The organism is Allobacillus salarius (genome assembly GCF_007559425.1).
In the GTDB taxonomy this organism is placed as follows: Bacteria; Bacillota; Bacilli; order Bacillales; family Alkalibacillaceae; genus Allobacillus; species Allobacillus salarius.
This window is the reverse complement of sequence record NZ_VMHE01000002.1, coordinates 147830-171971: the sequence shown is the minus strand read 5'-3', so window position 1 is coordinate 171971 and position 24142 is coordinate 147830. Positions and strand designations below refer to the sequence as shown.

The following is a 24142-nucleotide window of genomic DNA, read 5'->3' as shown; positions in this document are numbered from 1 at the left end:
AGTAAAGCAGCCAAGTATGGCTGCTTCGTAGTCTATTCATTATATCACACTCTCGAAGTGTTAAAAGTGGTTGAAAAGTTACAAATAGAAATTTGTTCCTGGCATCAACTGTTGATTTAAATAATCGTTAGGGTCAGTTGATATCATTTGATCGATTTCATAACCTGATAAATCAGCTTTCTTTCTTACTTTTACCATCATATGGTTCATCGATACCCATTGAGTTTGTTCATTTTTCTCTTCCTCAAAAATTTCTTCATAGGTTAGAGGTGTATAATGGATCATTGAATCACCTGACCTTCTTTCTTCTTATCAATCAGTTCATTGAGCTTTTGAATAGCTTGACTGACACCGCCGACTGCATCGATCAATCCATATTTCACCGCATCTTCCCCAATGACATTTGTTCCTATATCCCTTGTTAAATTTCCTTTTTCAAACATTAGTTCTTTAAATTTTTCTTCATCGATATTGGAATGATTTGTTACAAAACGAATGACTCTGTCTTGCATCTTGTCTAAGTATTCAAATGTCTGAGGCACTCCGATCACTAAACCGGTCAATCGAATCGGATGGATCGTCATCGTTGCTGTTTCAGTGATAAATGAATAGTCAGCACTCGTTGCGATGGGTACACCAATGCTATGCCCTCCGCCTAATACAATCGAAACGGTTGGTTTGGATAAGCTGGCTACCATTTCAGACAAGGCCAAACCTGCCTCCACATCACCACCAACAGTATTCAATAATAAGATGACACCTTCGATTTTCGGATTTTGTTCAATAGCAACAAGTTGTGGTAACACATGTTCATATTTAGTTGTTTTGTTTTTGGAAGGGAGTTGAAGATGCCCCTCGATTTGTCCAATAATCGGTAAAATATGAATATTGGAATCTGGTGCTGACGGAACATTCGTTTGTCCTAATTGTTTAATCTTTTCAACTAACGACTGTTCAGGACCATCCCCATCTGGCTGTTCGGGTTGCGCTTCATTGTTTTTATGTTCTTGCTCGCTCATACATACACCACCTTTATTCGGTAGTGTGTACGAAAATTTTTGATTCATACTTCTTGTAACAGTGCTCGTATTACATAAAAAACCCCACAGGTTATACCTGCAGGATCTTAAAAATTATAGTTCGAGTATTTTACTTAATGTTTGTTCTTCTTCATCAGTTAACGGTAATAACGGAAGTCGTACCGAACCAACGTCTATGCCTTTCTTGTTTAAAGCTGCTTTCACAGGTGCTGGTGAAGGAGCCATAAAACAAGCTTTCATTTTCGGCAGCAATTGACGGTGCAGATTGCCCGCTTCTTTCACGTTTCCTTGTTGATAAGCCGTCACCATTTCTTGCATTTCATTTCCAATCACATGCGAAGCAACAGAAACGACACCTGCTGAACCAACAGCAAGTGATGGTAACGTCAACCCATCGTCACCACAATATAAGCTGAAGTCATCGTCCGTTTGCTCGATAATTTCACTCATTCGATCCAAATCACCTGTTGCATCCTTCGTACAAACAACATTATCAATTTTGGAAAGCCTAATCGTCGTTTCTGTCGACATATCAACTACAGAACGTCCTGGAATGTTATAAAGCATAATCGGCAATGTCGTTGCTTCAGCAATTGCTTTGAAATGCTGATACAATCCTTCTTGGCTTGGCTTGTTGTAATAAGGTGTCACAAGCATAATTCCATCGACACCCGTTTTGGAGGCTTCTTTCGTTATGGCAATAGAGCTCTCTGTACTGTTGGTACCCGTTCCAGCAATGACTTTTGCACGTCCGTTTACAACTTTTACAACCTGCTCAAAAAGTTGAAGTTTTTCCTCTTCTGTCAATGTAGGCCATTCACCTGTAGTACCACCAACAACGAGACCGTCTGAACCATTTTCAATAAGATACTCCACAAGCTGTTCCGTTTTCTCTAAGTCCAACTCATTCGATTCATTGAAAGGAGTAACCATAGCTGTTAGTACATTTCCAAAATTCATTTTCAATCGACCCTCTCTTACGTATTTAATAAAAATGTATCATGTAGTGCATTCACGGCTTTTTCAAGATCTGTTTCTTTAATGAGGAGCCAGATCGTTGTGTGACTGTCTGCAGATTGAAGAATTTGAATTTGTTGTCTCGCAAGAGCTGAAACGACTTTTGCTGCCACACCAGGAACCCCTTGAATGCCAGCTCCTACTGCTGATACTTTCGCACAGTTTTCATTGATCTCATAGTCAACCGCTAACCGTTCGATAATCTCTGTTGTTCGCTTCAGCTTATCATTCGGCACGGTAAACGTAATACCTTTTGAAAAGATATTAAAAAAGTCAACGGAAACTCCAGCTGTCGCTAACTCAGTCAACAGCTGATCGTGAAGTTCCATGGAATTTGATGTATTTGTTCGTACCTTTATTTGAGTAATTCCGGCTTGATGGGCGATTCCAGTGACAAGTTGATCTTTGAATCCTCTATCTAAACCTTGTGTTTTCTTGAATGTAACAAGTGTGCCTTCATCTTCCAAATAAGTTGAACGAACGCGTACTTGAATTTTTTCTTGCATGGCAATTTCAACTGCTCGGGGATGAATGACCCTGCTTCCCTCATATGCTAAATGAACAATTTCATTATAAGTCATCACTTTTAGCGTCTTCGCATTTTTAACGATGCCTGGATCTGCTGTTTTAATTCCATCTACATCGGTAAAAATATCGACGAACTCCGCTTCAAGTGCAGCTCCAAGTGCTACGGCTGAAGTATCTGATCCTCCACGACCTAGCGTCGTAATATCACCATTCGCATCTTCCCCTTGAAAGCCTGCAACAACGATGACATCGTTACTCTTGAAATAATTCAGTAACTCATCTGGTATTACTTTATTGATTCTTGCATTCATATGATCGTCAGTCGTTAATATTCCAGCACGTGGACCAGATAGAGCAGAGGCGACTAAGCCACTTTCTCTTAACTCATTTGCCATGACGATGGATGAAATCAGTTCACCAGTAGACATGAGCAAATCAATTTCACGGGAAGTTAATTGGGTATTCGGATAATTAATGAGCTCTAATAATGTATCTGTTGAATAAGGCTCACCTTTTCTCCCCATTGCCGATACGACAACGACAACTTTGTACCCTTCATTAATTGCTTTCTCAATGTGTCGAATAGCATGTTTTCGACTTTCTTTATTTCGGACGGAAGTGCCACCGAATTTCTGTACTAAAAACTTCATAGTCCACCTCGAGCTATGCATTATTTGGCTAATTTAATATAACTTTGTGCGATTTGGACAGAATTCCAAGCCGCTCCTTTCAGTAGGTTATCAGAAACAATCCACAGATGGAACCCATTGGAAACATCCAAATCTTTACGGACTCTTCCAACGAATACATCCGTTTTTCCTTCTGCAGTAAGCGGTGTTGGATAAACTTGATTATGAATGTCATCTTGTAATACAACACCAGGTGCTTCTTTCAATGCTCCTTGGAATTGATCAATCGAAATATGATCATCTTCAATTTCGACATATACGCTTTCTGCATGTGAATAATAAAAAGGCAAGCGTACACAGGTAGCAGAAACCTGCAATTCGTAATCATGCATAATTTTTTTCGTTTCATTAATCATTTTCATTTCTTCAAGTGTAAAATGATTTTCATCAAAAACATCAATCTGTGGGAGTGCGTTAAACGCTATCGGGAAATGCTTTTTCTCCGATTTAACCGGCAATACTTCGGCAAAAACTTCTTCGTTGTTCAACATTGCCTGCGATTGATGCGTCAATTCTTCCATTGCTTGATTTCCCGAACCAGAAACTGATTGATAAGTAGAAACGATAATCCGCTTCATACCATATTTCTGACGGATTGGCTCCAACGCCGCAACCATCTGAATGGTTGAACAATTCGGGTTAGCAATGATTCCTTTATGATTTAAAATATCCTGTTCATTGACCTCAGGAACAACTAATGGTACTTCGTCATCCATACGATAAGCACTCGTGTTATCTATGACGACCGCTCCACGCTTAACAGCCTCTGGAGCCAGTTGCTTAGAAACTGAACCCCCGGCTGAAAAGAAAGCAATATCTACATCATCAAATTGCTCTGCTAATGCTTCTTTAATCTGTATGGATTCACCTTTGAAATCGACGGTTTTACCAACAGATCGTTTGGATGCAAGTGGAATCAATTGCTTCACTGGAAAATCAATCTGTTCAAGCATTTCAATAATTCGCTGGCCGACAGCTCCTGTGACGCCAACGACTGCTACATTGTATTGTTTAGAATTATTCATTGTTGTAACCCCCAAAAAATACTCTTTATTTCTTTATTTTAGCACATTACTGACCGAATCACACAATGTCATAATTGCGCATGATCGGTTGTAATTGTTTGCCATTAATTGCCTCATCGATTGTTTCTGGAATCAGTTCCATATGTGCTACGAGGGAATCAGGTTTTTTGTAAGGGTGATCTTGACCGTACGGGACAAAATATACATTTTTAGTCACTAATAATTTCCCTAAATTCATCGCATTCAATCCGAGAGCATCATTGGTCGATATAGCTAAAACAACTGGACTTCCATTACGCAATGTCGCTTTTGCAGCCATGAGTGGCGGGCTATCTGTTAATGCATTCGCAAATTTGCTTAGTGAATTTCCAGTCAACGGAGCAATGATCATGCAATCCAGTGGCGCTTGTGGTCCAAGTGGTTCTGCTTCTGGCATTGTCTTAATAAGTTCTTTTCCTGTAATCTGTTTAATCCGTTCTAAGTGATCCTTCGCATTACCGAACTTTGTATCTGTCTGTTGAACCGTGTAAGAGACGATTGGGACAACTTCCGCTCCCAATTCCATAAGCTTTTCAATTTGAGGAAACACTTGTTCATACGTGCAGTGAGATCCTGTTAATCCAAACCCAATTCGTTTACCCTTTAAATCCATGAAACATTCACTCCTGTTGTTTTATTCTTCTTCATTCAAAATATGATGAACGACATGTGCTAAAATCTTTCCAGCCGATTTCGGCGCAACAATACCTGGTAATCCTGGTGCCTGTATCGTTTTAATTCCTATTCGTTTCGCATATCGGAAGTCAACTCCTCCAGGCTTGGAAGCTAAGTCAATGATCAAACTATCTTCTGGCAATGCGCGGATAATCGTTGGTGTAACAACAATGTCAGGTATTGTGTTAATCAAAAGATTACAATCCGCAAGATTCTCATCCAATTGTTCTAAAGGAATCGGTAAACAGTTATACTCGTAGATTCTTGCTAAATCAATCGTCGATCTGGATGAGACCGACACATTTGCTCCTAGCCCTTTAAATGAATGGACTAAAGTTTTTCCGACTCGCCCAAATCCTAGAATCATAATATTTGAATCATGGATCGTGAAGTCAGTATATTGAATCGCTAGCATAAGTGTACCTTCTGCTGTGGGAATTGAATTATAGATGGCCACGTCGTCTCGTTCGAATAAAGGCACAATCATCCCCTTAAACGTATCCAAGTCTTTAAGATAAGGGGTCATGATTCCTGTAAATAAAAAGCAATCGTCTGGTAGTTCATTAAACCATTCTTTTGCAAGGTGGGGAGATTCTTCTGCATAATGGGCTTCTGCATAGCCATCTTGATCCAATCCAGTAACCGGCAATACGACTGCAGCGAGCTCTTGTTTGTAAACTTGATCGGCGTGAACAAAATTTACATCGGATAACTGATCTTTTGCTTCTTCAAAGCCTACAGCAAACACATCCGCGTCTGCCAATATCAATTGTTCCATCATTTCTAGATGACGTGCATCACCACCCACAAATAACACCGACTTACCTGTTAACATTTCTTCAACTCCTCAAACCATGTCATTCATTCGATATATCGTATGTAAAGAACTGCTTTGTGTGATTTGCTCATCTTTTTTTAACCCTTTTACCAATATTGCAGTATCTAGTTAAACGCAAAGGAATCATTTACGAAGCATAAAAAAACCGAACCAGCTGTCGATCAAACTGATTCGGTAGGAAATATTTATAGGGTGTTTTCAATTATTTCTCACGATATTTTGTTTTACGTTTGATGACGATCAAATCATCACCAATGACTTCAAGATCTGTCCACCTGATTGTCGTGCCTGTGTCCCCTTTTCGCAGACCAAGCATGTTATAGTCTTGTATAACAATTTCCTCAACCATCCCATCCACTGGATTGATGTTCAAATCCGTCTGTCCCAAAACACCCAGTCGCGTGCCGTTATCTGCATCGATCAGTTCTTTCCCCGATAGTTCTCGAAATCGCATGAGTTCTCCTCCTTTAACGTATCTATTCTATTTATACGTCTGAAGGCTGAATCAATGCACGAGAAGGCTCGTTATTCAATAACTGTTCTGCTAATGAATTAACATCAATTAAAGAAACTTGTTCAATTTTTTGTACCATATCTTCCGGCGTTTGATACGGTAAATCAAGTAATTCCATACGACCATTTTTTTGCATACGGCTACTGGAATGCTCTAAACCAAGAATCAATTGCCCTTTTATTTGTTCTTTTGTCTGTCTCATTTCCCTTTCCGTTATACCAGTTTTAGTAAAATCATGGACGATTGATTGAATAATTTCTTCCATCTCATCTAATTGATCGGGATTTGTTCCTCCATAAATGACTGTCAAACCATTATCCATAAATGTACTATGATACGAAAATATCGAGTAAGCTAATCCACGCTCTTCTCTAACTTGTTGGAATAGACGAGAGCTCATGCTTCCACCCAGTACATTTTCGATAATAGACAAACTATACAATCGTTCATCTTTGATGGATAAACCAGGGTAACCTAGGCAAAAATGTGATTGATGAGATGGTTTCTCGACTATTGTATTCGCCGGATGAAATGTTGAATAAAAAGTACCTTCTATTGTTGGACCCTTTTTGAGCTCTGTTAGTGAGTTTGAAATGTTCTCTGAAAGTGAGGTTGATAGATTTCCGGCAACGGATACAACGACTCGTTCTGCCGTATAATATTTTTCACGATATGCTAACAAGTCTTCTCTTGATATATGAAGAACAGAATCCTTTGTACCTAATATGGACTGCTCGAGTGGGTGATTCTTGAATGTAGATTCGTGAAGATAATCATGAATCACATCATCCGGTGTATCTTCAATCATATCAATCTCTTCAGTGATTACTTTTTTCTCTCTTTCTAATTCTTCTTCCGCAAATGTGGAGTGTAAAAACATATCCGCCAAGACTTCCCACGCGTAATTCGCATGTTCATCAAGAACAGTCGCAAATATGCACGTATATTCTTTGCTTGTAAATGCATTGACATCGCCACCGATTGAATCGAATGCTTCTGCAATTTCTTTAGCTGTACGCTTTTCTGTCCCTTTGAACATCATATGTTCAATAAGATGTGAGATCCCTTGTTTTTCAAATGTTTCATTTCTTGAACCAGCTAAGATCCAAATGCCAATTGAAACGGATCTTGATTCTGGTAAAGTTTCGGTAATAATTCTTGCTCCGTTAGCTAATTTGTCCTTTACAACCATCCAATCCTCTCCAATTCTGATACGAGTAAATCCATTAAAGACTAAGTTATGTTATCTGTCTTCTCCTGATGCCCCTTTGTTTTCCGCAAGTTATCATACAACAGCTTAGCATCATAGGCTCAAAAAAAGAACTGGTCAAATGCCAGCTCTTTTGTTAGATCCATGTGATTGTTATGTCATATAATTAATCTTTTTTAACCTCTTCAGCATCCTGTTCCTTCAAAGCAGCTTTTCTGGATAGATTAACACGGCCTTGTCGATCGATTTCTTTTACTTTGACAAGCGTTTGATCACCAACATCAATGACGTCCGTTACGTTTTTCACGTGTTTATCATCCAACTCACTAATATGAACAAGTCCTTCTTTGCCTTTAAAGATTTCGACAAATGCACCGAATTTTTCAACTCGTTTGACTGTACCAAGGTAAATTTTACCGACTTCAGCTTCTTGTACTAAGCTTTCAATAATTTTCTTGGCTTCATCAATTTTATTTGTATCTGTAGAAGAGATGAAAATAGTACCGTCTTGTTCGATATCAATTTTCACATCTGTTTGTTCGATAATCTTATTGATTTGTTTTCCGCTCGGTCCAATAACATCACGGATTTTATCTGGGTTGATCGTCATCGATACGATTTTTGGTGCGTACGGCGACAATTCTTCGCGTGGGTCATTAATTGTCTCTAACATATGGTTTAGAATGTCCATACGTCCTTTTTTCGCTTGAGACATCGCTTCTTCCAAAATCTCTTTAGATAAACCATCGACCTTAATATCCATTTGAAGTGCTGTAATTCCTTTTTTTGAACCAGCTACTTTGAAATCCATGTCACCTAAGGCATCTTCCATCCCTTGGATATCTGTCAAGACAGTGTAATTCTCACCTGACTTCACAAGTCCCATGGCAATACCCGCAACAGGCGCCTTAATCGGCACACCGGCATCCATCATAGCCATCGTGCTAGCACAAATACTCGCTTGACTACTGGAACCGTTGGATTCAAGAATTTCTGATACTAAACGAATCGTATATGGAAAATCTTTTTCGTCTGGAACGATTGGTTCCAATGCTCGCTCACCAAGTGCTCCGTGACCAATCTCTCTACGGCCTGGTCCACGAATTGGGCCTGTTTCTCCTACACTGTACTGTGGGAAGTTGTAATGGTGCATAAATCGCTTGGATTCTTCTAAACCTAATCCATCCAATACTTGTACATCACCTAATGCGCCTAATGTACATACGCTTAGCGCTTGTGTTTGTCCACGTGTAAACATAGCTGAACCATGTGTACGTGGAAGGACAGTGGTTCGTGACGTTAATGGACGAATTTCATCGACACCACGGCCATCTGGACGTACTTTTTCTTCCGTGATTAATCGTCTAACTTCATTTTTGACGATTGAATCCAACACAGACTTGACTTGTTTAATGGTGTCAGCTTCCGCCTCTTGCTCTTCATATTCTGCGATAATTGCATCTTTTACTTGATCAATTGCTTCTTCTCGTGCTTTCTTTTCCTTCGTTTGGATGGCATCGATTAGTTGATTCTTTGCTTTATCTGTCACTTCCTCGACAATCGATTGCTCAGGCGTAAAGAGTGTTACTTCCATTTTCTCTTTTCCAACCTCTTCAACAATCTTTTCTTGGAAAGTGACTAGGCGTTTGATTTCATCATGACCAAACATAATAGCTTCTAGCATAATATCTTCTGGTACTTCTTGAGCACCTGCTTCAACCATGTTGATGGCATCTTTCGTACCAGCAACCGTTAAGTCAATATCGCTTTTTTCCATTTGTTCAACTGTAGGGTTAATGAGCAACTCCCCATCAACTCGTCCAACTTGAACACCAGCAATCGGGCCATCAAATGGAATGTCTGAAACACATAGTGCAATGGAAGAACCAATCATCGCTGCAATTTCAGATGAACAATCTTGTTCGACACTCATGACCGTGCTGATCACTTGAACTTCGTTACGAAATCCATCTGCAAATAATGGACGGATTGGACGGTCGATCAAGCGGGAGGTTAAAACAGCTTTGTCACTTGGTTTTCCTTCTCTTTTCAAGAAACCTCCAGGAATTTTACCAACTGCATATAATTTCTCTTCATAGTTAATTGTCAGTGGGAAAAATGGTAAGTCTTTTGGTTCGCTGGAAGCAGTTGCAGCTACAAGTACAGATGTATCTCCATACCGAACCATTGCGGAGCCATTTGCTTGCTTGGCCACTTCACCAATTTCGATCGTTAGCTCGCGACCGGCCAATTCGATCGAAAATGATTTCATTTCATTTGCCATATTTATTACTACTCCTCTCAAGTCACATCGTTTTCATATGTTTTCCATTTATGACCTATTTTAATACGCATGAAGTCGTATGTAAAACCGCTTGGTTAATTACGAAACCCAATTATTTAATCTTTTTCTTCATAAAGAAAAAAGCGGGAAATAGTCCCCGCTTTTTCTGTACCTTATCTGCGCAGTCCAAGTTTTTGGATTAATTCACGGTAACGTTGAACATCTTTTTTACGTAGGTAATTTAATAGATTACGACGTTTACCAACCATTTTCATCAAACCACGGCGTGAATGGTGATCCTTGTTATGTTCACGCAAATGATCGTTAAGGGTTGTAATTTGTTCAGTTAGGATAGCCACTTGAACTTCTGGTGAACCAGTATCATTATCATGCGTTTTGAACTCACTAATCAATTCATTCTTGCGCTCTTGTGAAATTGCCATCCTATTCACCTCCTATTTTTTATTGAAACCCCCTTATTCCTCGCATCCGACGGAGAACTCGCTATGCCAAGAGTAAGGTTATTTCTTACACTATAAAGAGTACATTTAATGAGCGAAAAATGCAAGTCATTTACTGATGATTTTTTAAAGCTTTTTTCGCTTTTCGTTCATCTTTCTTCAATTCCTGCGTTAACTCGTCAACACCATTAAATGCCAATTCTTCTCGTATATAAGACCAAAAAGATACTTGAATGGACTCATTATATATATCACAATCAAAATTAAACAAATGGACTTCTATTAACGGTTTATCATGTTTCTCTTCAAACGTTGGGTTGTAACCAATACTTGCCATTCCATCATAGTTTTTTCCTTGGACGACGGCTGTTACCGCATAAATACCTACCTTTGGAATAGCTCTACTTTCATCGACTTCCAAATTAGCTGTCGGATATCCAATTTCTCTGCCACGTTGGTAACCTTTAACAACATGACCCGTTAATGTATATGCGCGCCCCAATAACTCTTTTACTTGTTCTGGTTGACCTTGATTCAATAATTCTCTAATTCTAGTTGAACTGACCTTCTCACTTTCAAAGGTTACTTTATCAACAACTGTATAGGTTAATTTTCCTCGGGCGTATTGATCCATATCATGTATTTTGCCTGCACCTTTATGGCCGAATGAATAATCAAAACCAGCAGAAACATGTTGAATGGATAAATCAATAAAGAACTTATCTACAAATTCTTGAGGGGAAAGCTTTGCTAAATCTTTATTGAACGTAACGACAAATAAATAGCGAATGCCCATTTTCTCAAAAATTGCTACCTTTTCTTCCAATGAAGTCAGTAAAAAGTTTGATAATGGTTCATTTTTCAAGACAGCTAGTGGATGAGGGTCGAATGTCATAACCGCTGATTCCAAATCATTCTCAGAAGCGTAATCAATTGCTTCTTGTATGACTTGTTGATGACCTTTATGGACTCCATCAAAAAAACCAACTGCTAAACTAGATGGTTCTAAATGATTTCGTTTATAATCCTCGGGATAATTTAATCGAATGACTTCCATTTTTACACCTTCTTCTTACTCGAAAACTTTGAATGGTTTCATCAACCCATCTTTTTTGGGGTGATTTTGATAGATGGCAATAACTCTCTGGTCCGATTGCTCAATTTTAATATATGAATCATTTGCAAAGTCAGTAAATGACGGAAACACTTGTCCTTGTCTAAATTTCTTAGCTTCATCTTCGTCTTTTGGTGTATATGTCGGTAAAAATGTAAGGGTTTGTGATAATGTTTGAACACATTCATTCAGCTGGTCATTTTCAATAGCTTCTTCAATCTCTTGAAAAGTAACTGTTTCCGATGCTTGAATAGTGGCCGCTTCCGTACGTACTAATTTAGATAAATGAGCTGGAAAACCTAGCTTTTCTCCAATATTAACACATAATGTGCGGATATATGTACCACTTGAACAAGTGGCACGGAAAACAAAGCGGACATCATCTTCATCAACACGCTCGAGTTCTTTGGAGAGCATCTCGATTTCATGAATTGTCACTGTTCGTTCAGGTCGATCGACTTCAATCCCCTCTCGCGCATACTCATACAATCGCTTGCCATCTACTCTAATAGCTGAATACATCGGTGGAATTTGCCGTATGCTTCCTTGAAAGCTTTCTAAAGCTTCTACACAAGCTTTATATGTAAGATCAGAACCGACAGCTGCCTTTTCAACGACTTCACCTGTTTGGTCTTCCGTCGTTGTTAGTTTGCCTAATGAAATCTCAGCCTCGTATACTTTAACTGAATCGGTTAATAGAGAAACAATTTTTGTAGCTTTACCGATACAGATGGGTAATACCCCTTCGACTGCAGGATCTAAAGTGCCTGTATGTCCGACTCTTTTCATTCGCAACAACCCTCGTATTCGTGCTACACAATCATGAGATGTCATGCCTGCTGGTTTCCATAGTGGAATTACGCCATTCATAACCGATTCCCTCCTCTACTGCCTGACTATCGAAAAATTTTTATGTATAAATGGAAAGGATAGACAGTTCTTTGCCTATCCTTTTCATTTTACTTCTTATGCAACTATATTGAATACTTTATGACTGATCCTCGTCATTTAGATTACGGATAATTCGTTCGATACGATTTCCATATTCGATTGTCTCATCGATTTCAAAAGAAATTTCAGGTACTTTTCTCAATCGAATACGTTTACCGATTTCTGAACGGATGAAGCCTTTTGATTTAGCCAAGCCTACGAGTGTTTGTTCTTTCTCTTCCTCAGTTCCGAAAATAGAAACAAAAATTTTCGATTCCTGAAGGTCTGGACTAATCTCCACATCCGTAACCGTCACAAATCCAATACGTGGATCTTTTATTTTTTGGGTTAGAATATCGCCAAACTCTTTTTTCATCTGCTCTGCGACACGATTGGCCCGAATATTACTCATCGATAATTCACCTCTATATTCTCATTACAGCCATTCAAAATTAACGATCGTTACCTCTAAATCAGACCGTTCATCTATTACGTTGACGGCTTGCCGCAAAATCTTTTCTGCCATCACTTGATCGACGGATACGGTAGCCATTTCGAACGCACATCGTTGCCAAAGGTCATGGTAGTCTATTTCTGTAATGCTAATGTTGAACTGCTTATGAATTTGATGGGTGATCTGCTTAATGATCGAACGTTTCTCTTTCAGTGAATGAACATCATATAACATACATTCCACTCTTACGCTCCCTATCATTTACGTTCGATTTCCTCCATAACGAAGGCTTCGATAATGTCACCTTCTTTAAGGTCATTGAAATTCACAATCGTAATCCCACATTCATAGCCTTGTTGAACCTCTTTAGCGTCGTCTTTGAATCGTTTTAATGAGTCAATTTCTCCTTCAAACAGGACAACACCGTCTCGAATGATTCGTACACCTGAGTTACGTGTGATTTTACCATCGGTTACATAACAACCAGCAATTGTACCAACTTTTGATACTTTAAAGGTTTCACGAACTTCTGCTTGACCGATTACTTTTTCTTCAAATTCAGGATCAAGCATACCTTTCATCGCTGCTTCCATTTCTTCGATGGCTTTATAAATGACACGGTGTAGACGAATGTCGATTTTTTCAGATTCAGCTGCACGCTTGGCATTGTTATCTGGTCGAACATTAAAGCCAATTACAATGGCATTGGATGCAGAGGCAAGAATAATATCAGATTCCGTTATCGCTCCGACTCCGGTATGAATGATATTAATTTTAACGCCTTCTACTTCAATCTTTTGTAAGGATGACTGTACAGCCTCAGCAGATCCTTGGACGTCTGCTTTGATGATAATATTTATTTCTTTCATATCACCTTGCTTAATTTGTTCAAATAAATCATCCAAGCTAACTTTTCCTTTAGAATCACGTTCTTCAGCGATTTGTTTTTCAGCACGTAGGTCTGCTACTTGCTTCGCTTTCTTCTCATCTTCGAACACGACAAACGGATCGCCAGCATTTGGCACGTGTTGGAAGCCTGTAACCTCTACTGGTGTGGATGGTCCTGCTTCTTCTACTCGCTCACCTAGATCGTTGACCATCGCACGTACCTTTGCATAACCATTTCCAGCAACGAACGGGTCACCGACTCGAAGGGTACCATTTTGAACGAGTAACGTCGCCACACTACCTCGACCTTTCTCAAGTTGCGCTTCAATTACTGTACCTGTTGCCAAGCGATTCGAATTAGCCTTAAGCTCTTCGACTTCGGCAACAAGATTAATCATTTCAATCAAGTCTTCGATTCCTTCATTTTTGAGCGCGGATAGTTGTACGAAAATCGTTTCTCCGCCCCAATCTTCAGGAATCAATTCATATTCAGTTAACTCCTGCATAACACGGTTCGGGTCAGCACCTTCAACATCCATTTTATTGACTGCAACAATGATTGGTACTTCAGCTGCTTTCGCATGGTTGATTGCCTCAACTGTTTGTGGCATGACACCATCATCTGCAGCAACAACTAAGATTGCAATATCAGTCACTTTTGCTCCGCGTGAACGCATGCTAGTAAATGCTGCGTGGCCAGGTGTATCCAAGAATGTTGTTTTCTTTCCATCTTGGTCAATTTGATAAGCACCGATATGCTGAGTGATTCCACCAGCTTCGCCAGTAGCCACTTTCGTTTTTCGAATAGAATCGAGTAATGTTGTTTTCCCATGATCGACGTGACCCATAATCGTAACAACAGGTGGGCGCTCTTCTAATTCTTCCTCAGTATCTGGCTCGATATAGTTGTCCAGATCTGATTGGTCGACAGCAATTTCTTCTTCTACTTCTACACCGTAGTCTTCACCGATTAATTCGATGGAATCCGGATCAAGCTGTTGGTTTTTTGTCGCCATTACACCGAGGAGCATAAGCTTTTTAATGATCTCTGATGATTCTCTACCTAATTTCTCAGCTAATTCGCCAACTGTTAAAGAACCTTGATAGGTAATTTTCTTAGGTAGCTGGATTTCTTGCTTCGGTTGTTTTTGCTGCTGATGCTGTTTTCCCTTTCGGAAATTACGCTTATTATTATTTCGTTGATTATTCTGTCGATGTTGATTCGATGGTTTATTTGATTTTTGCTGATTTGGTTGATTGTTCTGTTGTTTTGAATTTTGCTGATTTCTTTGTTGGTTATTATTTTGTGATCTCTGCTGGTTATTGTTTTGCGTTCTCTGTTGGTTGTTATTTTGCGTTCTTTGCTGATTGTTATTCTGTTGCCTCTGTGGCTTTTGCTGGGATTGTTGCTTATTTTTCTGGCCTTGCTTATGGCTATTGTCATTGGACGTACGATTATTATTAACTGTTTTTGTCGCTTCTTTCTTTGTTGGATTTTGATTCGTTCCAGACTGATTACTTTGTTTTTCTTGCTTGTTCGTCTTTCCTAATGATTCATCTAATTGTCGAATTGTATTTTCACTAATGGCTGTCATATGATTGGATACTTCAATACCAAGCTCATTTAACTGATTGAGTACTTGTTTACTTTTTAAGTTATTTGCTTTGGCATATTCATATACGCGCATTTTTTTCATACATTCACCCCCGAATTTTATTCCCGCAACAATTCTGATAGTTTCTCAGAAAAACCTGCGTCTGTAACCCCCACGGCCACTCTACCTTCTTTACCAATTGCTTTGGAAAGTACTTGTCGATTGTCTACAATGACGTAGGGCACTTGATAGCTTTTACATTTATCCGTCAATTTCTTTTGTGTGTTATCCGATGCATCCTCGGCAATTAATACAAGCTTCACTTGCTTGTTTCGAATACCTTCAACGATTGCTCCTTCACCAAGGACTAGCTTTCTAGCCCTATTGGCAAGCCCTAATAAGTTTAAATATTTAGACATGTTTAGAGCCTACTTGCTTGAATAATTCGTCATAGATTGTTTCATCAATTGCAGTATTCAAACTTCTTTGTAATTGACCATTTTTCATCGCTTTTTCAATGACTTCACGGTCTTTTTTTATATATGCTCCGCGTCCATTTTTCTTACCGGTTTCATCAACGAATACTTCCCCTTCTTTATTCCGGACAACCCGGATCAATTCCTCTTTCGGGAACATTTCGTTTGTAACGACGCATTTACGTAAAGGCTTTTTTCTTTTGTTCATTAAAAACACCCCTACTTATTCTTCTTCAAAGTCAACTGAACCCATCTCATGATCTAAATCAGTTGGTTGTTCAGCACCAAATAAACCTAGCTCTTCAGCATCACTTTCACTTTTTATATCAATTTTCCAACCAGTCAATTTAGCAGCCAGTCTAGCATTCTGACCTCTTTTACCGATTGCCAATGAAAGTTGGTTATCAGGAACGATGACTGTTGTCGCGTTTTCCTCCTCATTAACCAGAACGTCTGTTACACGAGACGGACTAAGTGCATTAGAGATATACACAACAGGATCCTCAGACCAATGAACGATATCAATCTTCTCTCCTTGCAACTCATCTACAATCGCTTGCACTCGTTGTCCTCTCTGACCAACACAAGAGCCAACCGGATCAATCTCCTCGTCTTCTGCAAACACACTAATTTTAGAACGATCTCCCGCTTCACGTGCAACGGACTTGATTTCCACAATACCATCATAAATTTCTGGTACTTCCATTTCGAATAGACGCTTCAACAAGCCTGGATGTGTTCTTGAAAGATAGATTTGCGGTCCTTTGCTCGTTTTTTCAACTTTCGTCACATACACTTTAATTCGGTCATGGACTTTATAATTTTCAGTTGGCATGATTTCGTTCAGCGGCAATTTTCCTTCAATTTTCCCTAAGTGTACGTACAAGTTCCGAGCGTCCATACGTTGAACTTTTCCTGTCATTATATCGTCAACACGATCGATAAAACCATCATAGATGACGTCTCTTTCAGCTTCACGAACTCGTTGTGTGACGACTTGCTTCGCATTTTGTGCTGCAATCCGCCCAAAGTTTCTCGGTGTTACCTCTTGTTCGACAACATCACCGATTTCATAGTTGATATCCAACTCTTTTGCTTCTTCCAGACTTATTTCTAAGTCCTCATTTTGAACATCTTCTACAACGTTCTTTCTGGAATAAACTTTCATCGTTTCTTTTTCTTCATCCATTTCAACACGGACGTTTGTTTTAGAGTTGAAGTTCTTTTTGTATGCGGAAACGATTGCTGCGTCCAAGGCTTCCAGCAAAATTTCCTTATCAATCTCTTTTTCACTAGCCAATAAGTTAATGGCTTCGAATAAATTTGTTTTCAAAATTCTCTTACCTCCCTTAGTTAAAAGATACTGCTAATCGAGCTAAAGCGATTTTTTCATACGGAATTTCGATCTCTTTTTCCCGTGTTTTTTCTCGGTAACGAATGTGTACGAAATCATTTTCAAAATTAACTAAATCACCATAAAACTCTTTATTTCCTGCAAACGGTTCATACGTCTTAATGTAAACATGAGAACCGATATGCTCTCGAATAGCTTCCTTTGTCTTTAGTTTCCGTTCTGCACCTGGAGAAGAAACCTCCAAAAAATATGCAGGTTCGATCGGATCATCTTCATCCAATCGTTCACTGAGCTTTTCGCTCACTTGTTCACAGTCTTCTAAGTCAACTCCTCCTGCTTTGTCAATATAGACACGCAAGAAGTTGTTTTTACCTTCTTTAACGAATTCAACATCTACTAATTCCAAGTTCAATTCGTCAACGATTGGTTGTGCAATCTCTTCAGTTAAGCCTTCGATTTTTTTACTCATATGACAATCCTCCTCAATAAAGCTGCTGATGGACTCACTAACAATTTCTCATTCGTCTCAGTTGTTTTATTTCCTTTATGTTCGAAACCAAACTACTATAAGTGATTGGTTGATTTTTTACGTAGAAACCTTGTTTCATAAATTTTCCCTGCTGAAAGAACCAGCAGGGAAAAAGTGGCGGTGCATCTTGAACGAACCAAAATACATCCAGTAATCATTCAGAAGACGCATTCAGGGTAAAACGAAAGAGTGGGACGCGCCCACTCTTTCATCGAAAAGGTATCCTTAGTATAACCAATTTGAAATATATCATAACTTTCATTTAAATGCAAGAATAGGCAGCTGTACACCTAGGTGGATTGTCAGTTGTCAGTCATAAATGAAGAGCTTCTTTTTGACTACACTTGCTCTGTATTCTCGTCCGAAATTCTTTAAAATAAAGACAACTGATTTTCTTCAGGCAAGCCTTCTAAGCAGCCATGTTCATCCAAATATTCGACAACTGTTTTAGATAAACGACTACGTTCTCTTAAGTCTTGTTTCGATAGAAAGTCTCCTTCTTCTCTTGCTTTGACGATGTTGATTGCAGCATTTGTTCCTAAGCCGTCAACAGCATTAAATGGAGGAATGAGTGAATTTCCATCAACAATAAAATCTTTTGCATTTGAGCGATAGAGATCTACCTTTTGAAAACTAAACCCTCGTTCATTCATTTCCAGTGCAATTTCCAATACTGTCAATAAACTTTTTTCTTTCGGTGTTGCATCATTTCCTTTGCTCAAAATTTCTTCGATACGTGCTTTCAAAGCTTCTGAGCCTTTAACCATTGTATTGAGCTCGAAATCTGCTGCCCGAACAGAAAAATAAGCGGCATAAAAGTATATTGGATAATGAACTTTAAAGTATGCAATTCGCACTGCCATTAACACGTAAGCTGCGGCGTGGGCTTTCGGGAACATGTACTTAATCTTTTTACAAGATTCAATATACCAATCAGGCACCCCGTGTTTTTTCATTTCTTCAATCCATTCATCTTGCAGCCCTTTACCCTTACGTACGAACTCCATAATTTTAAACGCTAGCGATGCTTCCAGCCCTTTATGCATCAAATACACCATGATGTCGTCACGACAACCAATAACGTCACCAATTTCACAAATCCCATCATTGATCAATTCTTGTGCGTTACCAAGCCAAACGTCAGATCCGTGCGAAAGACCAGATATGATGACAAGCTCAGCAAAAGATGATGGTTTGGTATCTTCCAACATTTGTCGAACGAACCGAGTACCAAACTCCGGAACACCTAATGTTCCTGTTTTGCACAAAATTTGATCCGCTGATACACCAAGTGGTTCAGGGCCACTAAATATTTTCATCACTTCAGGGTCGTTCGGCGGCACAGTCTGTGGGTCAATTCCAGTCAGGTCTTGCAGCATACGGATCACCGTCGGGTCATCGTGTCCAAGGATGTCTAACTTCAACAGATTATTATCAATGGAATGGAAATCAAAATGAGTCGTTTTCCATTCTGAAGTCCTGTCATCCGCTGGATATTGAATTGGTGTGAAGTCATAAATTTCTTTGTCATCTGGAACGACAATGATCCCTCCTGGGTGCTGGCCCGTTGTCCGTTTAACCCCTGTACAGCCTTTCACTAATCGATTCACTTCTGCTTGCTTATAGTGCAGGCCTTGATCTTGAGCGTATCCTTTTACATAACCAAATGCTGTTTTCTCAGCTACCGTACCGATTGTCCCTGCACGATACACATTATCCTCACCGAATAACACTTTTGTATAGTGGTGAGCCCGAGGCTGATAATCACCGGAGAAGTTCAGGTCAATATCTGGAACTTTGTCACCTTCAAAACCTAAAAACGTTTCGAAAGGAATATCCTGTCCATCACGGTGATAAGCCGTGCCGCATGCTGGACAATCTTTTTCAGGTAAATCGAATCCAGAAGCTACCGACCCATCTGTGAAAAATTCATGATGCTTACAATTTGGACATGCGTAATGTGGTGGCAATGGATTAACTTCTGTAATCTCTGTCATCGTCGCGACAAATGATGAACCAACCGAACCCCTTGAACCAACTAAGTAGCCATCATCCAATGATCTCTTAACGAGCTTCTGGGAAATTAAGTAAATAACGGAAAACCCATTATCGATAATACTTGTTAATTCTTTTTCTAAGCGGCTTGTTACGATTTCAGGTAAGTCATCTCCGTATATACTTTTGGCGCGGTCATAACACATTTGTCTAATTTCATCATCTGCACCTTCAATATTCGGTGTATACAATTCATCTTTGATTGGCTTAACGTCTTCGATTTCATCTGATATTTTATTTGTATTTGTAATGACCACTTCTGTAGCTTTTTCTTCACCGAGAAAGTCGAAAAGCTCAAGCATTTCATCGGTTGTACGGAAATGAACATCAGGTTGAGTTTGACGGTTCAATGGATTTCCGCTCTGGGATGCAATCAATATTTTTCGGTACTGTTTTTCATGTGGTTCAATATAGTGAACGTTACCTGTAGCTACAACTGTCTTTTGTTGTTTTTCTCCGATGTCAACAATTGTCTTCAGCATTTGTTTAATATGACCCATGGAATGTGCTTGTTCCTTTTCAATCAAATGTGCATAATTGCTCGGCGGTTGAATTTCAATGAAATCATAAAATTCAGCGACTTTTTCCGCTTCATCTTTTGATTTTAATGCGACCGTATCAAATAGCTCTCCTTGAGCACACCCCGAACCGACTAATATCCCTTCCCGATATTTATTCAATTTGGATCGCGGAATTCGCGGCTGACGATAAAAGTAATCGATGTGAGCCATTGAAACTAATTTGAATAGGTTTTTTAATCCTTCTTGTGTCTGGGCAATTAATGTTGCATGAAATGGTCTTGAGCGTTTATATGCATCACCTTCACCGACATAGCGGTTTAACTCATTATGGTTCTGAATTTCTTTTTCTTTAGCCATTTTCAATAAACTGACAAGCATGTACCCAGTTGCTTCTGCATCATAAATGGCACGGTGGTGCTGGGTTAGTTCAATATTTAAAAACTTACACAACGTGTTCAACCGATGGTTCTTTAAATCTGGTAATAAAAATCTTGCCAACTCCAACGTATCGATTACTGGATTCGACACTTTTTCAATTCCCATTCGCTGGTACGCAGCATTAATGAACCCGATATCAAAACTAGCATTATGAGCTACTAATATATCTTGTTCACACCACTGATGGAAGTCTTTCATTACTTCCTCAATTTCTGGTGCATCTTTAACCATATCGTCTGTAATACCGGTTAAATTAATCGTTGTATCACTTAGCTTTTGGTGCGGATTAGCGAAACGTTCAAAACGATCTACAATTTCGCCTTGATGTACCTTAACAGCAGCTAATTCAATAATCTTGTCGAAATTAGCAGATAGACCCGTTGTTTCAACGTCAAACACAATATAATTTGCATCATCTAAGTTGATCGCTTGTTCGTTATAGGCAATCGGAACACCGTCATCAACCAAGTTGGCCTCAAGACCATACAATACTTTGATACCGTGTTTCTTGCTTGCATTGTAGGCTTCTGGGAAGGATTGTACAACAGCATGATCCGTAATTGCGATAGCTGGGTGACCCCAATCAGCCGCTTGCTTAATGAGACGGTCAACGGATACAGTTGCATCCATTTGACTCATCGCTGTATGTGCATGCAATTCCACACGTTTATCATCCGATTGATCCTGTCTGACTTTCGGTTTGATTTCTACAAGGTCAGTACCCATCATGACAAGTTCATGTGTATAGTTATCTGTTTGTACGCCTCCGCGTGCTTTAATCCACATGCCAGGTTTCAGCTTTTTAAATTCTTCTTTTTGTTCATCCCCACGAGAGAACATTTTGATTTGCAGGGAATCTGTATAATCTGTCACACTGACGATTAATAAATCTCGGCCAGATCGTAAATTCCGAATATCGACATCAAATACATAGCCTTGAATGGCGAGGCGCATTTCCTCTTCGATAATATGCTGCATTTCAATCGGTTCCTCTTGAATCGTCTGTCCAAGTTTAACCGGGGCATATGATGGCTCGTTTGCATTCGCTTGTTTCGCTTTTTCTTCTTGGTCTCTAATGGCTTTCTCGATCAGAGTACGTTCTTCTTGTTGTTTTTCTTGCTGGAACTGTTCAATCTCATCTTCGTTTTGGATGATTTCCATATCAAGGTGGTAATTTTTTAAGCCATATTGCTGGCAAAAAGATTTAAGTAAAGGCGAAAGTTTCTTTTGGATTGCATTCGATTCCATTTGATTGCGAGCACATAGAAGAATGGCATTGCCTTTCAACTGAGGTTGTTGTGAATGGACAAAATCTTTATATGCAGGAAAAAGGTCATCAATGGATGAAATAAATAAATGCCAATAATTAATGATTTCCTTTTCTTCCAACTCACTCTGTTCAGTTGTGACCATGAAACTGACTTCAGCAATATGCTGAAAAGCCTCTCTCAGTTTTAAAGAAAATACTTCAATAACTTCACACGGAAAGGGCTTTGGATTATGTAAATGAAATTGCCATGTTTTCGTTTCTTTAAAGACGGTCAATTTTTGTAACGTTGTTTCTGAGAAATATTCATTAACAATCGTTTCAGGCAATTGAATTTGTTCAATCAATAGCTGTAGTCGCTCTTTTGAAAAGTTATCCATACTTTCCCCTCACCCTTTATAATTCATATAGACCCCTGCCAATGTTGACAAGGGTCCTGTTTACTTGATGATTTTTTATGCTCCCATCAATTGTTCAATGAACTGTGTAAGCTCAGAAGTTTTCACATCTTCTTGCTCACCTGTTTGACGGTTTTTAAATTCAATATACCCTTCACTTGCGCCTTTACCGACGACAAAACGATAAGGGATGCCAATTAAATCACTGTCGTTGAACTTGACACCTGGTCGTTCTTTTCGGTCATCATATAGTACATCATAACCGTCATCTTGCAATTGTTTATAAAGTTGATCGGCAAGTTCAACCTGTTCGTCGTTTTTCGTATTTAAATTAAGTAAGTGGAAATCAAATGGTCTGACTTCTTTCGGCCAATTCATGCCGTCCTCGTCACCAAATTGTTCCACAACTGCAGCAAGTGCACGGGATACACCGATACCATAACAGCCCATAATAAATGGCTGAGATTTACCATTGTGATCCAGAAACTCTGCTCCGAGTTTTTCGGCGTAAAGCGTACCAAGCTTAAAAATATGGCCCACTTCAATACCTTTAGCAAATTCAATCGTTCCCTGACCATCTGGAGAAGGGTCACCCTCTTGAATAAACCTCAAATCAGCATAATGGCTCACTTGGAAATCTCTCTCTGGTTGTACATTGATATAATGGTAACCATCTTCATTTGCACCACATGTTGCATTCACTAAATACTTCACAGCATAATCCGCGACAACTTCGACCGTATCAGGTAAGCCTACTGGTCCAAGGGAACCAAATCCAGCTCCGACTATTCCTCGTGTCTCTTCTTCTGTTGCCAATTCAACAATATCAGCATTGTATAAGTTTTTTAACTTTACATCATTGACTTCGTGGTCGCCTCTTACTATGACTAAAACAAATCGACCATCCACTTTAAACATAATCGCCTTCATACCATCCGCCAATGCATGTCCTAAATAATCAGCTACCTCTTGCATCGTTTTTGCATTTGGTGTAGAGGCCTTCTCCATCTCTTTCGGTTGTACATCAGGCTTTTCGCCTTGATCTACTACTGGTGCCATTTCGATATTTGCAGCGTAGTCCGAGGAATTTGAATAAGCAATGATATCTTCTCCTACTTCAGAGAGAACCATAAATTCATGCGTATCTTTACCACCCATTGCACCAGAATCTGCAATGACAGAACGATAATTCAAATTTAATCGATCAAATATTCTTGAATAAGCGTCATAAAGAGCTTGATAGGTTTCATCTAGAGATTCAAAGCTATCATGAAATGAATAGGCGTCTTTCATCAAAAATTCCCGTCCACGCAACAAGCCGAAACGAGGCCTTTGTTCATCCCTGAATTTATTTTGAATTTGATATAAAGTAAAAGGTAACTTTTTATAGGATGTCACTTCATCCTTGACTAATGTAGTGACAACTTCTTCATGAGTAGCTCCTAATGCGAATGGTCGATCATGACGATCTTTTAAACGCATTAACTCTCCACCCATTGTGTACCATCTACCGGTAGCTTCCCAAATTTCTGCTGGTTGTATAGTTGGCATTTGAACTTCTTGCGCCCCAGCTCGGTCCATTTCTTCACGAATGATTTTCTCAACTTTCCGAAGCACTCTTTTTCCGAGCGGCAAGAAATTATATACGCCTGATGCCAATTTACGAATATAACCTGCTTTTAACAGCAATTGATGACTTTTGATTTCAGCTTCTTTTGGAACTTCCCGCAATGTCGGGATTAGCATATTGCTTTGTCTCATTTCATTCACCTCAATCTAATTATACCGTAAAGCCAAAAAGCA

At 39.2% G+C, this 24142-nt stretch carries 22 protein-coding genes; all 22 read right to left on the bottom strand.

Going from position 1 to position 24142, the window contains the following annotated elements:
* Positions 1 to 78: 78 nt before the first annotated feature.
* The 22 genes from FPQ13_RS02820 to FPQ13_RS02715 all read right to left on the bottom strand — a co-directional run bounded on the left by FPQ13_RS02820 (position 79) and on the right by FPQ13_RS02715 (position 24100).
* Positions 79 to 285 carry a YlzJ-like family protein gene (locus FPQ13_RS02820; protein ID WP_144087797.1) on the bottom strand — a complete coding sequence of 69 codons (207 nt, stop codon included), beginning with the start codon at positions 283 to 285 and terminating at the stop codon, positions 79 to 81.
* Complete coding sequence (locus tag FPQ13_RS02815) at positions 282 to 1019, bottom strand: ClpP family protease (RefSeq protein WP_144087796.1); 738 nt, start codon at positions 1017 to 1019, stop codon at positions 282 to 284. Before FPQ13_RS02815 ends, FPQ13_RS02820 begins: the two co-directional genes overlap by 4 nt.
* 114 nt (positions 1020 to 1133) lie before the next feature.
* Positions 1134 to 2000 carry a 4-hydroxy-tetrahydrodipicolinate synthase gene (gene dapA, locus FPQ13_RS02810; RefSeq protein WP_144087795.1) on the bottom strand — a complete coding sequence of 289 codons (867 nt, stop codon included), beginning with the start codon at positions 1998 to 2000 and terminating at the stop codon, positions 1134 to 1136.
* Positions 2001 to 2017: 17 nt separating this feature from the next.
* Positions 2018 to 3235: an aspartate kinase gene (dapG, locus tag FPQ13_RS02805; protein WP_144087794.1), complete on the bottom strand. Its 1218-nt coding sequence runs from the start codon at positions 3233 to 3235 to the stop codon at positions 2018 to 2020.
* Between the two features lie 20 nt (positions 3236 to 3255).
* Positions 3256 to 4299: an aspartate-semialdehyde dehydrogenase gene (locus FPQ13_RS02800; RefSeq protein ID WP_144087793.1), complete on the bottom strand. Its 1044-nt coding sequence runs from the start codon at positions 4297 to 4299 to the stop codon at positions 3256 to 3258.
* A 58-nt stretch (positions 4300 to 4357) separates the two neighbouring features.
* Positions 4358 to 4951: a dipicolinate synthase subunit B gene (locus FPQ13_RS02795; RefSeq protein ID WP_144087792.1), complete on the bottom strand. Its 594-nt coding sequence runs from the start codon at positions 4949 to 4951 to the stop codon at positions 4358 to 4360.
* Between the two features lie 21 nt (positions 4952 to 4972).
* The gene (dpsA, locus tag FPQ13_RS02790) at positions 4973 to 5848 is read right to left on the bottom strand and encodes a dipicolinate synthase subunit DpsA (RefSeq protein WP_144087791.1); all 876 of its coding nucleotides are present in this window, start codon (positions 5846 to 5848) and stop codon (positions 4973 to 4975) included.
* A gap of 205 nt (positions 5849 to 6053) precedes the next feature.
* Positions 6054 to 6305: a YlmC/YmxH family sporulation protein gene (locus tag FPQ13_RS02785; RefSeq protein WP_144087790.1), complete on the bottom strand. Its 252-nt coding sequence runs from the start codon at positions 6303 to 6305 to the stop codon at positions 6054 to 6056.
* Positions 6306 to 6336: 31 nt separating this feature from the next.
* On the bottom strand, positions 6337 to 7557 hold the full coding sequence (locus FPQ13_RS02780; RefSeq protein ID WP_144087789.1) for a M16 family metallopeptidase: 1221 nt from the start codon (positions 7555 to 7557) through the stop codon (positions 6337 to 6339).
* Between the two features lie 184 nt (positions 7558 to 7741).
* A complete protein-coding gene (pnp, locus tag FPQ13_RS02775) occupies positions 7742 to 9859 on the bottom strand; it encodes a polyribonucleotide nucleotidyltransferase (protein ID WP_144087788.1) in 2118 nt (705 codons plus the stop codon).
* Between the two features lie 173 nt (positions 9860 to 10032).
* Positions 10033 to 10302 (bottom strand): 30S ribosomal protein S15, encoded by a 270-nt coding sequence (gene rpsO / locus FPQ13_RS02770; RefSeq protein WP_144087787.1) that lies wholly within the window; start codon positions 10300 to 10302, stop codon positions 10033 to 10035.
* 130 nt (positions 10303 to 10432) lie between these two features.
* Positions 10433 to 11377, bottom strand: a complete 945-nt coding sequence (locus tag FPQ13_RS02765) for a bifunctional riboflavin kinase/FAD synthetase (RefSeq protein ID WP_144087786.1) — start codon at positions 11375 to 11377, stop codon at positions 10433 to 10435.
* Positions 11378 to 11392: 15 nt separating this feature from the next.
* Positions 11393 to 12304, bottom strand: coding sequence for a tRNA pseudouridine(55) synthase TruB (gene truB, locus FPQ13_RS02760; RefSeq protein ID WP_144087785.1), 912 nt, complete (start codon positions 12302 to 12304; stop codon positions 11393 to 11395).
* A gap of 118 nt (positions 12305 to 12422) precedes the next feature.
* Positions 12423 to 12776, bottom strand: a complete 354-nt coding sequence (gene rbfA, locus FPQ13_RS02755) for a 30S ribosome-binding factor RbfA (protein WP_144087784.1) — start codon at positions 12774 to 12776, stop codon at positions 12423 to 12425.
* A gap of 24 nt (positions 12777 to 12800) precedes the next feature.
* The gene (locus tag FPQ13_RS02750) at positions 12801 to 13079 is read right to left on the bottom strand and encodes a DUF503 domain-containing protein (protein WP_144087783.1); all 279 of its coding nucleotides are present in this window, start codon (positions 13077 to 13079) and stop codon (positions 12801 to 12803) included.
* The gene (gene infB, locus FPQ13_RS02745; RefSeq protein WP_144087782.1) at positions 13076 to 15403 is read right to left on the bottom strand and encodes a translation initiation factor IF-2; all 2328 of its coding nucleotides are present in this window, start codon (positions 15401 to 15403) and stop codon (positions 13076 to 13078) included. The genes FPQ13_RS02750 and infB overlap by 4 nt, the downstream gene beginning before the upstream one ends.
* Positions 15404 to 15420: 17 nt before the next feature.
* Complete coding sequence (locus FPQ13_RS02740) at positions 15421 to 15720, bottom strand: YlxQ family RNA-binding protein (protein ID WP_144087781.1); 300 nt, start codon at positions 15718 to 15720, stop codon at positions 15421 to 15423.
* On the bottom strand, positions 15713 to 15985 hold the full coding sequence (gene rnpM, locus FPQ13_RS02735) for an RNase P modulator RnpM (RefSeq protein WP_144087780.1): 273 nt from the start codon (positions 15983 to 15985) through the stop codon (positions 15713 to 15715). The genes FPQ13_RS02740 and rnpM overlap by 8 nt, the downstream gene beginning before the upstream one ends.
* A gap of 15 nt (positions 15986 to 16000) precedes the next feature.
* Positions 16001 to 17110, bottom strand: a complete 1110-nt coding sequence (gene nusA, locus FPQ13_RS02730; RefSeq protein ID WP_144087779.1) for a transcription termination factor NusA — start codon at positions 17108 to 17110, stop codon at positions 16001 to 16003.
* 16 nt (positions 17111 to 17126) lie between these two features.
* The gene (gene rimP / locus FPQ13_RS02725) at positions 17127 to 17600 is read right to left on the bottom strand and encodes a ribosome maturation factor RimP (RefSeq protein WP_144087778.1); all 474 of its coding nucleotides are present in this window, start codon (positions 17598 to 17600) and stop codon (positions 17127 to 17129) included.
* A gap of 431 nt (positions 17601 to 18031) precedes the next feature.
* Entirely contained in the window at positions 18032 to 22321 is a 4290-nt protein-coding gene (locus FPQ13_RS02720; protein ID WP_144087777.1) for a PolC-type DNA polymerase III, read from the bottom strand.
* 75 nt (positions 22322 to 22396) lie between these two features.
* Positions 22397 to 24100, bottom strand: a complete 1704-nt coding sequence (locus FPQ13_RS02715; RefSeq protein WP_144087776.1) for a proline--tRNA ligase — start codon at positions 24098 to 24100, stop codon at positions 22397 to 22399.
* Positions 24101 to 24142 lie beyond the last annotated feature (42 nt).